The sequence below is a fragment of the Lysobacter sp. TY2-98 genome, from assembly GCF_003367355.1.
Lineage (GTDB): Bacteria > Pseudomonadota > Gammaproteobacteria > Xanthomonadales > Xanthomonadaceae > Cognatilysobacter.
This window is the reverse complement of the sequence record NZ_CP031413.1, coordinates 2991019-3006114: the sequence shown is the minus strand read 5'-3', so window position 1 is coordinate 3006114 and position 15096 is coordinate 2991019. Positions and strand designations below refer to the sequence as shown.

Genomic DNA, 15096 nt, shown 5'->3' with positions numbered 1-15096 from the left:
ATGCACTCGCGGAACGCTGCGAGTGCGGATCGGACGGTCTCGCGGGGCTTGCGCCACCGCGGAAGGCCCCCAAGTGTAGCGCATGGCTGCACCACGTCCGTGCGACCATGGCGCCCGCACCCGTACCCCGAGGAGACACCTTCAGTGAGCGACAAGATCAAGCACGTCGGCGATGCCGATTTCGACCGCGAAGTCCTGCAGTCGTCCGAGCCGGTGCTGGTGGACTTCTGGGCCCCGTGGTGCGGCCCCTGCAAGATGATCGCGCCCGCGCTGGACGAGCTGGCGACGACTTACGAAGGCCGCGCCAAGATCGTGAAGGTGAACGTCGACGACGAGCGCCAGACCGCGATGAAGTTCCACGTGCGCTCGATCCCGATGTTGCTCGTCTTCAAGGACGGTCAGATCCACGGCCAGCAGATCGGCGCGGTGGGCAAGGCCCAGCTCGCGCAGCTGCTCGACAAGGCGCTCTGACGCCCGCACGGGTCGCGCCGCCGGCGTGACCCGCCGATGAACCGCACGGGCGGCGTCGTGCCTCGCGCACCCCGCCCGTCGCGTAGAGTGCCTGCCTCGGCGCCGCCCCGGCCGACCTTCACGCGGCATCGCCGCTTCCTCCGGTCGAATTCCGCTGTCGCGAGTGCTTGCACGCCTCGTCGCGGCGGTGCTAGTTTCCTGCTGGCCCGGCGCGTTCGCGCTCGCCGCACCCCTCTGATTCATCCGAATCGATCCGATCCCGACATCGCTCGCGCACCGCGAGTGCTCGCCGCTTTAGCGAGGAATTTCCGCTTGTCCGACCAGACCCCCGACGCCGGCGAAGTCGCCGAAAAGCGCGTGCGCAAGACGCGCGTCGCCAAGGCCGACGCCCCCGAATCCGCGCCCGCCGTCGCCGAACCGCCGCGCAGCGAGGCCCCGGCCGCCGCTGACGCGCCGGCCCGCACCGAATCCGCACCCGCTGCCGAAGCGCCCGCCGCGCCGGTTGCCGGCGCACCCGAAGCCTCCGGCGAGTCGTCGCAGCAGAACCCCGGCGGCCAGAACGGCCCGCGTGAACAGGGCGAAGGCCAGCGCCAGAGCCGCCGCGAGCGCTTCAAGAACCGCCGCGAGCGCCAGCGCGAACGGCGCGAACACATGATGGGCGACGACGGCGGCAGCAACGGCGAGGGATTCGTGCCGCGCCCGCATCCGCAGGTGCCCGAAGGCTTCCCGCAGTACTCGCTGGGCGATCTCAAGCGCATGCCCGCCGGCAAGCTGATCGAGCTCGCCGAGCAGCTGAACATCCACGAGGGCGTGGCCCGCGCCCGCAAGCAGGACATCATCTTCGCCCTGCTGAAGGTGCTGACCCGCCACGGTGAAGGCGTCGCCGCCGACGGCGTGCTCGAGATCCTGCCGGATGGGTTCGGCTTCCTGCGCGCCGCCGAAGCCAGCTACCTCGCCGGCCCGGACGACACCTACATCTCGCCGTCCCAGATCCGCCGTTTCAACCTGCGCACCGGCGACCACATCTCCGGCCGCATCCGCTGGCCGAAGGACGGCGAGCGCTACTTCGCGCTCAACATCGTCGACACCATCAACGGCGAGCCGATCGAAGCGTCGAAGAACAAGGCGCTGTTCGAGAACCTCACGCCGCTGTTCCCGCGCCGCAAGTTCCGGCTGGAACGCGGCGACGGGTCGACCGAAGACGTGACCGGCCGCATCCTCGACCTGATGGCGCCGCAGGGCAAAGGCCAGCGCGCGCTGATCGTCTCGCCGCCGAAGGCCGGCAAGACCATGCTGATGCAGCAGGTCGCCACCGCGATCACGTACAACCATCCCGACGTGCACCTGATCGTGCTGCTCATCGACGAGCGCCCGGAAGAAGTCACCGACATGCAGCGCACCGTGCGCGGCGAAGTCATCAGCTCGACGTTCGACGAGCCGGCGGCGCGCCACGTGCAGGTCGCCGAAATGGTGATCGAGCGCGCCAAGCGCCTGGTCGAGCACAAGAAGGATGTCGTCATCCTGCTCGACTCCATCACCCGCCTCGCGCGTGCGTACAACAACGTCGTGCCGAGCTCCGGCAAGATCCTGTCGGGCGGTGTCGACGCCAACGCACTGCACCGTCCGAAGCGCTTCTTCGGTGCCGCGCGCAACGTCGAGGAAGGCGGCTCGCTGACCATCATCGCCACCGCGCTGGTCGACACCGGCTCGAAGATGGACGAGGTGATCTACGAGGAGTTCAAGGGTACCGGCAACTCCGAAGTGCACCTCAACCGCCGCATCGCGGAAAAGCGCGTCTACCCGGCGATCGACATCAACCGCTCGGGCACGCGCCGCGAAGACCTGCTCATCGAGCCGGAACTGCTGCAGAAGATCTGGATCCTGCGCAAGCTCCTGCACGGCATGGACGAAATCGCCGCCATGGAGTTCCTGCTCGACAAGATGAAGAACACGAAGAGCAACGACGAGTTCTTCAGTTCAATGAAGCGCTGAGGCGGTTCGAACGATGCAAAAAAGCCCCGCTTCGGCGGGGCTTTTTTTCACCATCGCCGTCGGTCGCCTTGCGATGCGGCGGCAGGATCAATGCTGGCCCTTGCCACCGGACGGCGTCGCCAATCGAAATCCATTTCCGGTCTCGGTCTGCATGTCGCCGCCCGTCATGTCCGCCACACCCACCAATGGCTCGGACGGATCGCGCTTGACCCACGGCGTCTCTCGCTTCGCGGATCGCGTTTCCCATCGCCAGTCACCGGCCCGCGGCGCGACCAGCTCATGCATGCGGTAGGTAAAGGGTACAACCGCTGTCATGCCCTCTTCGGGAAACTGCTTGCCTTCGGCCACGTCGACCTTCACGTGCCAGCGCCGCACCGCGCGAAGGCTCTGATATTCGAATTCCGACAGCAGCTTCGACACGACCTGCGGATCGCCTCCCGCTGACATGAGGGCGCTCTGTCTCACAGCCGCGTCCGTGATGCGGCCGTCGCGCGAGAAACGAACGACGATCAGAACGTCGGTCTCGACGCCCGCACGCAGCGCGATCACGGGGTAGTCGGGCATCGACTTGCTGTCGACCTCCGCGTGGACTCCGGACTCCGGTTCTTTCGCGCCCTTCGAACGATCCATCACTGGGAACGTGATGTTGTCGAGGTGGACGTCGATGCCGCCATCGTCGGTCGGCGTGCCCGCCAGCGTGATTCGCATGATCGTATGCGCCCGCGCAGGACGACCGTCCGCCAACACCGGCTCGAATCGCAGCTGTCGAACCATGTCCTGCGCCTTCGCTGCCATTCCTTCTGGAATGTCACCGGTCACGCGATAGGACTCCACCGCGCCCGTCGGATCGATCGTGAGCTCCCCATCGAGAAACGTCGTCAACACACGCGGCTCGATCGTCAGCGGATCGGCAATCGCGGGGGCGATCGCCAGCAATGCCGCGCACGCGGCAATCGGCAAACGTCTCATTCCCTTGCTCCCCTGCCAGGTCGGCGCATTGTGCCGGAAAGCGACGATCACACCACCACCCGATCCCGCCCTTCCCGCTTCGGCTCGTACATCGCTGCATCGGCCCGCGCGATCCACGCGCCGCTGTCTTCGTCGGGCTGCAACACTGCCCCACCGATCGACACCGTGACCGCGCGAGTGCCCGCACGCACGCGCACACTCACCGCCTCGCGCAGCACTTCAGCGAGCCGACGCAGGGTGTCGGCGTCGATGCCCGGGACGAGCAGCACGAACTCTTCGCCGCCATAGCGGAATAGGCGGTCACCGGCACGGCAGCTCGATTGCACGACGCGGGTGAAGTGCACCAGCACGTCGTCGCCAGCTTCGTGGCCGAACTCGTCGTTGATGCGCTTGAAGTGGTCGAGGTCCATCACGAGCAGGCCAACCGGCATGCGATGGCGACGGAACGCTTCGACGGCGATATGCATCTCGCGATCCATTGCACGCCGGTTGGCGACGCCCGTAAGCGGGTCGCGCGAGGCCAGCGTCTGCAACTGTTCGCGCTGCACGTCGGTGCGCAATGCGAAGACGTACGCGAGCGCACAGCCGACCGACGCACTGGCGACATACATCGATCGGTCGAGCACGGTGACAAACGCACGCCCGTCGATGACGACGGTCGAAATCAGCGCCACCGACGCGAGCAATGCATCGCGTCTACGCACCAGGATGAAATTCGCGAGCAGCACCGGGAACGACCAGAACGCGCCCGACAGTCCGAGCAGGTGGCTCGACGCCACGCAGGCCAGCGTGATCACGACGACGACGAAGCGCCCGATGCGCGTGACGTTGCCGCCGCGCCAACCCCGAACGAACGCGAGGACGAGCGCCGCGACGATGGAGGCGTCGACGGCGGCGGCCGCCCATTCGTGCGCGGCGATGCGCAACACGATGAAGGGCAAGATGCCGAGCGTGCCGATGACGCAGCACGCGACGAGCACGGCGAACTGGAAGTCGGTGCGCAGGCGCTGGAGCGACATCGCGGCCTCGTTCGGTCGGGGCCGGCCGCGGTGGGCCGGCAAGCGAGCGTAACCCGGCGGACACTGCGTCGCGATGACCGTGATCGCGCATGCGGCGCGCCGGCTACGATGGAGCGTCCGGCCCGGGAGTTTCACCATGCACGGCAGCGGTCTCGATCTCGCGCTCGTCTTCCTGCTCGCCGCGGTGGTCGCCGCGCCGCTGTTCCGACGCCTCGGGCTCGGCGCGGTGCTCGGGTACCTCGCCGCCGGCGTGCTGCTCGGTCCGCAGGGACTGCGCGTGGTCGCGGACGCCGACCCGGTGCTCGCGGCCTCCGAAGTCGGCGTCGTGATGATGCTGTTCGTGCTCGGCCTCGAGCTTTCGCCATCGCGCCTGATGGTCATGCGCCGCCCGGTGTTCGGCGCCGGCGGCGCACAGATGCTGCTGTGCAGTCTGGCGCTCGGCACGGTCGCGCGTCTGGCCGGACTGTCGTGGACGGCTTCCATCGTGGTCGGCATCGCGCTCGCGCTGTCCTCGACGGCCGTCGGCCTGCAGCTGCTGTCGGAGCGACGCGCGGTGCACAGCGAGCACGGCCGTCTCGCGTTCGCGATCCTGCTGTTCCAGGACCTCGCCGCGATTCCCCTGCTTGCGCTGATGCCGCTGCTCGGCCATGTGGGCGGCACGGCATTCGACGGCTACATGGTCGGCAAGGCGCTGGGTGCCGTGCTGCTCGTGGTGGTCGGTGGTCGCCTGCTGCTGCGGCAGGCGTTCCGCCTGATCGCCCGCACCGGTATGCCGGAAGTGTTCACCGGCGCGGCACTGCTCACCGTGCTCGGCGCAGCGTGGATCATGCTGCAGGCGGGGCTTTCGCCGGGTCTCGGCGCGTTCCTCGCCGGCGTGCTGCTCGCCGATTCGGAATTCCGCCACGAGCTCGAAGCGCAGATCGATCCCTTCAAGGGCCTGCTGCTGGGCCTCTTCTTCATGGCCGTGGGCATGACGATCGACGTTGCGCGCGTCGTCGCCGAACCGCTGCGCATGGCGGCGCTGGTCGGCGCGATGCTCGCGATCAAGTTCGTGCTGCTCGTGATCGTCGGGCGTCGACCGGGGCGACTGTCGGGGCGCGAAGCCGTGCAGCTCGCAGGCGTCCTGGCACTCGGCGGTGAATTCGCGTTCGTCGTGTTTTCCGAAGCGACACGCGTCGGCCTGATCGACGCACTCACGCGCGATCGCCTGGTGGCGACCGTCGGCCTGTCGATGGCGGTCGGCCCGCTGTTGATGCTGGTGGTCGTGCGCCTGATCGGCCGCGCGCCCGCCAAACCGGCGCGCGCGTTCGACACGATTCCCGACCACCAACCCAAGGTGTTGGTCGCAGGGTTCGGGCGTTTCGGCCAGGTCGTCGCGCGCCTGCTCGCCGCGCAGAAGCTGCCCTTCATCGCGATCGAACCCAGCGCCGACCAGGTCGACTTCGTCCGCCGCTTCGGCAACCCGGTCTACTACGGCGATCCGAGTCGCTCCGATCTGCTGCGCTCGGCGGGTGCGGAATCGGTCAAGGTGTTCGTGATCGCACTGGAGGATCCCGAGGCGTCGGTGCGCACGACGCGCGCCGTGCGCCAGCTGTATCCCGACGCCGCCGTGTATGCGAGCGCGCGCGATCGCCGGCACGCGTGGGAACTGATGGATCTCGGCGCGCAGGCGATCCGCGAGACGTTCTACTCCAGCCTGTACACCGGCGAGCGCGTGCTGGTCGACCTGGGCTTCGACCCCACCACCGTGCACGCGCAGGTCAAGCGCTTCCGCGAACACGACGAACGCCTGCTGCGTGCGCAGTACGAAGTGCGCGACGACGAAGCGGCGCTGATCCAGACCTCGCGGGAGGCGCGTCGCGAACTCGAAGACCTGTTCAACGCCGACGTCGGCGAAGGCGTGCTGGGCACGATGGTGCGCGAGGCGGAGACACCCTGACCGATCCGCCGCGCATCGCCGCGGCGAATCGACCCCTCAGCGATCGCGCAGGAAGCGCGCCATCGAAATGTCGCGCTGCGACGCCGCCGGCGCGAACTCCGCGGCGATGTCGACGAAGCCGCGCATCAGCGCGATCTCGCGCGGCGTGCGGTTGAGCGAGTCGCGCAGTTCCGGATCGGCGCCCGCCTTGAGCAGGCGCTGCACCACGCGTGACAGTCCGTGCAGCGCGGCGAGATGCAGCGGGCCGAAGCCGCGCGCATCGCGCGCGTCGAGCGCCACGTCGTGCGTGAGGAACAGTTCGAGTGCGGCGAGCAGCACCTCCTCGTCGACCGGCGTGCCCGGTTCGGCGCGCGCACCCAGCAGGAGCAGCAGCGGCGTGACGCCGTTCGCGCGCTCGTCCGGTTCGACACCGGCGAGCTCCAGTGCATCGATCAATGCGATCACGCGCGCGCGGTCGCGTGCCGTGAACGCATAGAGCGCCGCGCAGTGCAGTGCGTTGCGACCTTGGCCGTCGACCGCGTGCACGTCGGCGCCAGCGGCGATGAGGCGCATCACCAGATCCGGCAGGCCCAGCGCGCTCGCGACCATCAGTACGGTGAGCTCGCCCGGCAGACGCTGTTCAAGCGAGACGCCCGATGCGACGAGGCGGTCGACGATGTCGAGGTGACGCATCGACACCGCGGCCGACAATGCGGTCGCGCCGGACTGCGCGGCGAGGCCGGCGTCCGCGCCGCGCGACAGCAGCAGCTCGACCACCGCGCGATGCCCGCCGCCCGCCGCACGCAACAGCGCGCTGCAACCCTGGCGGTCAGTGGCGTCGACGGCGAAGCCGAGATCGAGCAGGCGACGCACCGCATCGTCGTCGCCCGCCATCGCGGCGGCCGGCACGTCGGCGGCACGCAGCGGGCGACGCGGCAGGGGCCAGCCGCGCCAGTCGAGCCAGTCGGCGATGTCGCGGCGACCCGCGGCGAGTGCGACACCGAGCGGCGTCTGTCCGTCGGTCGCGCGCAGCTCGGTGCAGGCGCCGTGGGCGACGAGGCGCTTGACCAGATCGAGACGTCCCAGTGCGGCGGCGAGATGGAGCGCGCTCATGCCGCGGCTGTCGCGTGCGTCGAGGCCGACGCCGATCTGCAGCAGACGTTCGACCAGTGGTGCCCCACCGAGGCGCACCGCAAGCGTGATCGCCGGATCGCCGCCGCGCGACGGACCGAACGGATCGGCGCCGCGTTCGAGCAGGTCCATGGCCATGCGCGCGCAGGCGGCGTCGCCGGCGATGCAGGCGGCGAGGAAACGCGCGAGGCCGCCGCGCCCGGTCGGCGACACGCCGGCATCGAGAAAACGGCGCAGCGCCGGCACCGCGCCCGGACCGCGACCGAGCAGCACGAACAACGGTGTCTGTCCCTGGCCGTCGCGCACGTACGGATCCGCGCCGCGCGCGAGCAACCAGGCGACGTTGGCCGGATTGGCGACGATCTCGTCGTCGTGCAACAACGCGCCGAGATCGACCGGCGACATCAGCTTCGCCACTGCATCGAGGCCGTCGCGGCCTTCGTGCAGGCCTTCGCGCAGCAGCGCCATCGGCGTGCGATCGGGCAACGGCGTGTCGTCGTCCTCGCGCAGCGCGACCGGCAGGCCGTAGCCCGCGTCGAGCGCGGCGACCAGCGACCAGCGCCCCGCTTCCGCCGCGCGGTCGACCGGTCGCTTGCCCTGCTTGTCGACGTGCGACGGATCGGCGCCGAGTTCGATCAGCCGCGCGACGAGTTCGGGCGTGGTGCGATCGGATTCGCAGGCCAGCGCGAGCAGGCCGCGACCCTCCGCATCGACGCGCGCCGCCTGCGCCGCACCGCCGTCGGACATCTGCCGCAGCAGCTCATCGGCGATTTCGAGATGGCCGCCGCGCACCGCTTCCATGATCGGCGTGCGGCCCTGCGCGTCGGCGAGTGCCGCATCGGCGCCGGCTTCGAGCAGCGCGATGACGATCTCGATGTGGCCGGCGAGTGCGGCCACGTGCAGCGCGGTGCGGCCGGAACGATCGCGCGCATCGACACGCGCCTTGTGCTTGAGCAGCAGCTGCACACCGGCGGGATCGTCGTCTTCCGCGCCAGCGGCAGCCAGCAGGACGGGCTGGCCGCCCGCCGGTTCCGGTCGTGCGCCGCGTTCGAGCAGGAAGCGCGCGACGCGCCAGTTGCCGACCGCGCAGGCCATGCCAAGCGGTGACAGGCCTTCGTTGTTCACGACTTCGAGTTCGGCCGCGGCGTCGCGCAGCAGCGCGGCCACGCCGGGATCGGTGCTGCGCGCGGCGAAGTGCAATGCGGTGTTGCCTTCGGCGTCGCGCATGCGCGGATCGGCGCCGTTCGACAGCAGCGTCATCACCGCTTCCGGACGTCCATGCCAGCTGTCGCGCGTGGCGGCGAGCAGCGGCGTCATGCCGGCATGCATCGCGTTGAGGTCGATGCCCTTGGCGATCAGTGCGCGCAGCAGGCGCAGGTCGGGCAGCACCGCAGCGAGCACAGGCAGTGCGCGCTGGTCGCGTTCGCCGGCGGGCGGCGGTGCCGTGATGTCGGTACCGGCATCGATCAGTGCGAGCGCGCGTTCGACGCGACCGCCGCGTGCGGCGTCGTAGAGCTCGCGCAGCATCGCCTGCGGATCGACCGCGGGTATGGCGACCGGCGGCGGCGCGACGGTGGTTTCGGCGCGCACGGCGTCGAGCGAGACGACGTTTTCCGCCGCGATTGGTGCGACGACGGGCGCCACCGCGCGCGGCACGTCGTTCGCGCGCTGGATGACTTCGTGCAGCAGCGGCCCGAGCAGCGCGACCGCCACCGCCACCGCGATCCGCGCACCTCCGGCGAGCAGGCCGGGCCAGGCCAGCAGCAGCGTCGCCGCAGTGATCGCGAGCACCGCGGCGGCAACGCCGAGGCCGCGCCAGGCGATGCGGTCGGCGTCGTGCATCGCGTCGAGATGCTCGCGCCAGTCGCCGTCACGCTCGACGCCGCTCCACAGTGTCCACGTCGGCCACAGCACCAGCAGCACGATGCCGATGGCGAGGCTCAACGCGATCGTCGCCGGCAGCGAACCGCTGTGCAGCAGCGCGGACAGCGGCCAGCCGAGCACGACGGCAGTGCCGACGGTCGCGACCGTCCACAGGCCCGCCGCGATCAGCGCATGCGACCTGGGTCCGCGCGCGGTGTGACGGCGCATCGCGATACCGAGCGTCGCCAGCGGCTGCGCGAGCAACAGCCCGAGCGCGGCGATCGGCGACGGCAGGGCAGCGAGCGCCGCGACCCCCGCGGCAGCGGCGATGAACGCGAACGCGCGCCCGTTCGACATGCCGCGCTCAGGCATCACGGCTCCGGTAGAACTCTTCGGCGTCGTAGGGCGGGGCATCGGGCAGCGGTGGGATCTGCAGGAAGAACCCGCGCGACTCCAGCGCCTCGCGCACCTGTGCCGCGTCGGCGCGCGCGAGCTTGCGCTCGGGCGACAGTTCGACTTCGAGCACGAACTCGAGACCGCCGAGCTGCGCGCGCACGGCTTCGGGAAGCGCGTCGAACCCGTCGCGCTGCGCGAGATAGACGTAGGTGTCGGCCTTTCGGAGGCTCTTGTAGACGTGGGCGTGCATTGAAGGCCGACGCTCGTGGGGCGTCGGCACAGCATACCCGCGGACTAGTGGTGATAGCCGCTATCGGCCGCGACCTTTCCGGAAAACACGCGGTACGACCACCACGTGTAGCCGAGGATCGCCGGCAGCAGCACCGCCATGCCGACCATCACGAAACCCTGCGACGACGGCGGCGACGCGGCGCCCCAGATCGTCAGCGATGGCGGGATGATGTGCGGCCACACGCCGATCACCAGCCCGATGAAGCCGAGCAGGAAGAACGTCAGCGTGAGCACGAACGGCATGGCGTCGCGGCCCTCGCGCATGGCGGCGCGCCACAGCAGGAACGCGTTGACCAGCGCGAGCAGCGGCACCGGCAGCAGCCACCAGAAGCTGCCGCCCTCGAACCAGCGTGCCATGATCCGCGAGTTCAGGAAGGGCAACCACGCGCTGACGAGGCCCATGAACGCGACCACCGCCAGCACCAGCGGGCGCGCCATGTAACGCGCTGAGCGCTGCAGGCGGTCTTCGGTTTTCAGGATCAGCCAGGTGGTGCCGAGCAGCGCATAGCCGAACACGACGGCGACGCCCGTCAGCATCGAGAACGGGCTGAACCAGCCGAACGCGCCGCCGAGGTACTTGCCCGCGGTCAGTGGCATGCCTTCGACGATCGAGCCGAGGATCACGCCCTGCGCGAACGCGGCGAAGGTCGAGCCGAGACCGAACGCCGCGCCCCAGAACCGGCGCGCGCGCGTCGCCTTGAAGCGGAACTCGAAGGCGACACCGCGGAAGATCAGCGCGATCAGCATCAGCAGCACCGGCAGGTACAGCGCCGACAGCATCACCGCGTACGCCTTCGGGAACGCGGCGAGCAGGCCGGCGCCGCCGAGCACCAGCCAGGTCTCGTTCCCGTCCCAGATCGGCGCGGCCGTGTTCATCATGTGGTCGAGCTCGTCCTCGTCGCGGGCGAACGGCGCGAGGATGCCGAGACCGAGCACGAAGCCGTCCAGCAGCACGTACATCAGCACGCCGAAGCCGATCACGCCGAACCAGACCACCGGCAGGACGGTCGCGGCGCTCACGGGCGCACCCCGGCGCTTTCCTCGGGCAGCGAATCGACCGACAACGGACGCTTCGGGCTGCGGTCCCCGTGTTCGGCGTCGGGACCCGGGTCGTGCGGTATCGGCCCGATGCGCACGAGCTTGCGGATGTACCAGAGGCCCGAGCCGAAGATGACCGAATAGGCGGCGACGAAGGCGGCGATCGACGCGATCACCTGCCCCGTGGTCAGCATCGGACTCACCGCGTTCGCAGTGCGCAGCAGACCGTAGATCACCCACGGCTGACGCCCGATCTCGGCGACGTACCAGCCGGTGAGCAGCGCGACGAAACCGGCAAACGTCATCCAGCGCCAGCCGTTGATGAGCCAGCGCGAATCGAACAGGCGTCCGCGACGAAGCTGCAGTGCCGACGCCCAGGCGAGCAGCAGCATCGCGACGCCGAGACCCACCATCACCCGGAACGAGAAGAACACCGGCGCGACCGGCGGGCGTTCATCGCGCGGCACCGCTTTCAGCGGCGTGATCTCGCCCGCCCAGCTGTGCGTGAGGATCAGCGAGCCGACGCGCGGCAGCGCGATCTCGGCGTTGTTGCGTTCGTTGTCCATGTCCGGCAACGCGAACAGCACCAGCGGCACGCCGGCGCCGGGCTCGCCCTGCTCCCAGTGCGCCTCGATCGCGGCGAGCTTGGCCGGCTGGTGCTTGTGGACTTCGAGGCCGTGCAGGTCGCCGACGAAGATCTGCGTCGGCACCGTGATCGCGGCGAACAGCACCGCCATCTTCAGCATCTTGCGCGCGGCGTCGACATGCTCGCGTCGCCAGAGATACGCGGCGCTGACACCACCGACCACGAAACACGTGGTGATGAATGCGGCCAGCACCATGTGCGCGAGGCGATACGGGAACGAAGGATTGAAGATGATCGCCCACCAGTCGGCGGGCTCGAACACGCCGGCGGCGTTGATCGAATAGCCGGCCGGCGTGTGCATCCAGCTGTTGGCGGAGATGATCCAGAACGTCGAGATCAACGTGCCGAGCGCGACCATGCAGGTCGCGAAGAAATGCAGTCTCTCCGGCACCTTCTTCGCGCCGAACAGCATGACGCCGAGGAACGTCGCTTCGAGGAAGAACGCGGTCAGCACCTCGTACGTCATCAACGGGCCGAGGATGTTGCCGGCGCGCTCGCTGAGCACCGCCCAGTTGGTGCCGAACTGGAAGCTCATGACGATCCCGCTCACCACGCCCATGCCGAAGCTGATGGCGAAGATGCGCAGCCAGAAGAAATAGATGTCGCGCCAGACGCTGTCGCGCGTCTTCAGCCATCGCCATTCACAGAACGCCAGCCAATTCGCCAGGCCGATCGTGAACGCGGGAAACATGATGTGGAACGAGATCACGAATCCGAACTGGATCCGTGAGAGCAGCAAAGCATCCATCGAGGGCCATCCCTTCGATCAAGTGGGTCGTCTGTTCGCCTGCGTATTGTGCGCCGCGGCGGCCGCCCGCCGCCAGTGACGGCCGAGTCCGCTGTCGTGTCCGTTCGCCGCGCATGTGAAGCCGTGAAACCGCGCACGTTGGCGATGACCGACGCCACGGCCGCCGCGCGCCGGCGGCTGTTACCCTCCGCCGACTTCGTTTGCCGGACTCCTCGATGCGTCGCAGCAGCCTCGCCACCGCCCTTCTCCTCGCGGGTCTCGCCCCGCTCGCCGCGACCGCGCAGACCGCGCCGCGCATCAGCCTCGACCAGGCCATGGCCGATCCCGACTGGATCGGTAACGCGGTCGAACAGGCGTGGTGGAGCTGGGACGGCCGGAACGCCTACTTCAGCCAGAAGCGCAGCGGCGCGACGATCCGCGACACCTTCCGCCAGCCGATCGCCGGCGGCGCGGCGGTCAAGCTCGACGGCGCCGATCGCGCGTCGATCGATGGCGACGACGCGGTCGTCGATGCATCGGGCACGCGCATGGCGTTCTCGCGCGGTGGCGACATCTTCGTGCGCGACCTCAAGAGCGGCGCGCTGACGCAGGTCACGCGCACGGCGGAGCAGGATTCGCGTCCGCAGTGGGGCCCGCAGGGCCAGCTCGTGTTCCGCGCCGGCAACGACTGGTTCATGTGGCGCGCGGGCACAGCCGTCGCGCAGGCCTCGACGCTCAAGACCGAGGACGATCCGGACAAGGCGAAGAAGGACGACGATCTGCGCACGCGCCAGCTGCACATGATCGACACGCTGCGCACCGATCGCGAAAAGCGCGAAGCCGCGAAGGCGCAGGACAAGAGCTGGCGCGCCGCCGACCCCACCGCCGCGCCGCCGCCGGCGTACCTCGGCAAGGACGTCGAGCTCGTCGACAGCGCGCTGTCGCCCGACGGTCGCTGGCTGCTCGCGGTGACCTATCCGAAGGATGCGAACCTCGGCCAGGCGACGAAGATGCCGAAGTACGTGACCGAATCGGGTTACGAGGAAACGGAGGAAGGTCGCACGCGCGTCGGTCGCAATCCGCCGGCCGCGCATTCGCTGTGGCTGGTCGAGACCGCGACGGGCACGATCACGCAACTGAAGTTCGACGACCTGCCCGGCATCAAGACCGATCCGCTCGCCGACCTGCGCAAGAAGGCCGGCAAGAAGCCGCTCGACGGCGCGCGCGATGCGCGCATCGAGACCGATGGTGATGGCACCGGTCCCGCCATCCACTGGAGCGACGATGGTCGCGATGCCGCCGTGCTGGTACGTGCCGTCGACAACAAGGATCGCTGGATCGCGCAGGTCGACCTCGGTGCGAAGAAGCTCGTCACGCGCGACCGCCTCACCGACAACGCGTGGATCAACTGGAACTTCAACGACTTCGGCTGGCTGCCGAACGCGAACGGCCGCAATCGTCTGTGGTTCCTGTCGGAGAAGTCGGGCTACTCGCATCTCTACGTCAGCGATGCGCCGGGTTCGTCGCGTGCACTGACGTCGGGCAAGTGGGAAGTGTCCGCGCCGGTCGCGACGCGTGATGGCCATCGCTTCTACTTCGAATGCAACCGCAAGTGGCCGGGCGACTACGAGGTCTGCGCGGTCGACGCGAACGGCGGTGACGTGCGCGAGGTGACCAGCCTCGACGGCGTCGAGGACTTCGATCTCTCGCCGGACGACTCGAAGCTGCTGGTGCGCCATTCGTCGAGCTACGTGCCACCGCAGCTCGCCGTCGTCGACGCGAACGGCGGTGCCACGCGCGAACTCACCGATACGCGCAGCGAGAAGTTCAAGGCCATCGACTTCATCCAGCCCGAGATCGTGCAGATCCCGAGCAAGCACGGCGCCGGCACGATCTGGGGCAAGTTCTACGGCCCGAAGAACTACGAGCCCGGCAAGACGTATCCGGTCGTGTTCTTCATCCACGGTGCGGGCTATCTGCAGAACGTGCACGCGCGCTACCCGAACTACTTCCGCGAGCAGATGTTCAACAACCTGCTCGTCGACTCCGGTTACGTCGTGCTCGACATCGACTACCGCGCGTCCAGCGGCTACGGCCGCGACTGGCGCACGGCCATCTACCGCAACATGGGCCATCCGGAGCTCGACGATCATCTGGACGCGCTCGACTGGGCCGTCGCGAACCGTCATGCCGACCGCAGCCGCGCGGGCCTCTACGGCGGCAGCTACGGCGGCTTCATGACGCTGATGGGTCTGTTCCGTTCGCCGGGCACGTTCAAGGCCGGCGCCGCGTTGCGCCCCGTCACCGACTGGTCGCAGTACAACCACGAGTACACGTCGAACATCCTCAACACGCCGGAACTCGACCCCGACGCCTACGCGACGAGTTCGCCGATCGAATACGCGCAGAACCTGCAGGACAACCTGCTGATTGCGCACGGCATGATCGATGACAACGTGTTCTTCAAGGATTCGGTGATGCTCACCCAGAAGCTCATCGAGCTGCACAAGGACAAGTGGACGCTCGCGCCGTATCCGATGGAGCGCCACGGCTTCGTGCATGCGGATTCGTGGTACGACGAATACCGCCGCATCCGGGAGCTGTTCCAGCAATCGCTGGGCCAGTGACCCCGCAT

The 15096-nt window shown here is 68.8% G+C and carries 10 protein-coding genes; 4 read left to right on the top strand and 6 right to left on the bottom strand.

Going from position 1 to position 15096, the window contains the following annotated elements:
• Positions 1–144 precede the first annotated feature (144 nt).
• Both trxA and rho read left to right on the top strand, forming a co-directional pair.
• Complete coding sequence (gene trxA / locus DWG18_RS14450; RefSeq protein ID WP_115647835.1) at positions 145–471, top strand: thioredoxin; 327 nt, start codon at positions 145–147, stop codon at positions 469–471.
• 312 nt (positions 472–783) lie between these two features.
• Positions 784–2463: a transcription termination factor Rho gene (gene rho / locus DWG18_RS14445; RefSeq protein WP_115647834.1), complete on the top strand. Its 1680-nt coding sequence runs from the start codon at positions 784–786 to the stop codon at positions 2461–2463.
• A gap of 87 nt (positions 2464–2550) precedes the next feature.
• On the opposite strand, the gene DWG18_RS14440 is transcribed toward rho, so the two are convergent.
• Complete coding sequence (locus tag DWG18_RS14440) at positions 2551–3483, bottom strand: energy transducer TonB (RefSeq protein WP_162823873.1); 933 nt, start codon at positions 3481–3483, stop codon at positions 2551–2553.
• A complete protein-coding gene (locus DWG18_RS14435; protein ID WP_115647832.1) occupies positions 3480–4451 on the bottom strand; it encodes a GGDEF domain-containing protein in 972 nt (323 codons plus the stop codon). Before DWG18_RS14435 ends, DWG18_RS14440 begins: the two co-directional genes overlap by 4 nt.
• Positions 4452–4587: 136 nt before the next feature.
• Between DWG18_RS14435 and DWG18_RS14430 the strand changes: the two genes are divergently transcribed.
• Positions 4588–6390 (top strand): monovalent cation:proton antiporter-2 (CPA2) family protein, encoded by a 1803-nt coding sequence (locus DWG18_RS14430; protein ID WP_115647831.1) that lies wholly within the window; start codon positions 4588–4590, stop codon positions 6388–6390.
• A gap of 36 nt (positions 6391–6426) precedes the next feature.
• Here DWG18_RS14430 and DWG18_RS14425 read toward each other — a convergent pair whose 3' ends face one another.
• From DWG18_RS14425 to DWG18_RS14410, 4 genes are read right to left on the bottom strand one after another with little or no spacing between them, the layout of a single operon-like run.
• Positions 6427–9735 carry an ankyrin repeat domain-containing protein gene (locus DWG18_RS14425; RefSeq protein WP_162823872.1) on the bottom strand — a complete coding sequence of 1103 codons (3309 nt, stop codon included), beginning with the start codon at positions 9733–9735 and terminating at the stop codon, positions 6427–6429.
• The gene (locus DWG18_RS14420; protein ID WP_115647830.1) at positions 9728–10009 is read right to left on the bottom strand and encodes a YcgL domain-containing protein; all 282 of its coding nucleotides are present in this window, start codon (positions 10007–10009) and stop codon (positions 9728–9730) included. Before DWG18_RS14420 ends, DWG18_RS14425 begins: the two co-directional genes overlap by 8 nt.
• 44 nt (positions 10010–10053) lie before the next feature.
• Positions 10054–11070 (bottom strand): cytochrome d ubiquinol oxidase subunit II, encoded by a 1017-nt coding sequence (cydB, locus tag DWG18_RS14415; protein WP_115647829.1) that lies wholly within the window; start codon positions 11068–11070, stop codon positions 10054–10056.
• Entirely contained in the window at positions 11067–12482 is a 1416-nt protein-coding gene (locus DWG18_RS14410; RefSeq protein WP_115647828.1) for a cytochrome ubiquinol oxidase subunit I, read from the bottom strand. Before DWG18_RS14410 ends, cydB begins: the two co-directional genes overlap by 4 nt.
• 215 nt (positions 12483–12697) lie before the next feature.
• Between DWG18_RS14410 and DWG18_RS14405 the strand changes: the two genes are divergently transcribed.
• Positions 12698–15088 (top strand): S9 family peptidase, encoded by a 2391-nt coding sequence (locus tag DWG18_RS14405; protein WP_115647827.1) that lies wholly within the window; start codon positions 12698–12700, stop codon positions 15086–15088.
• Positions 15089–15096 lie beyond the last annotated feature (8 nt).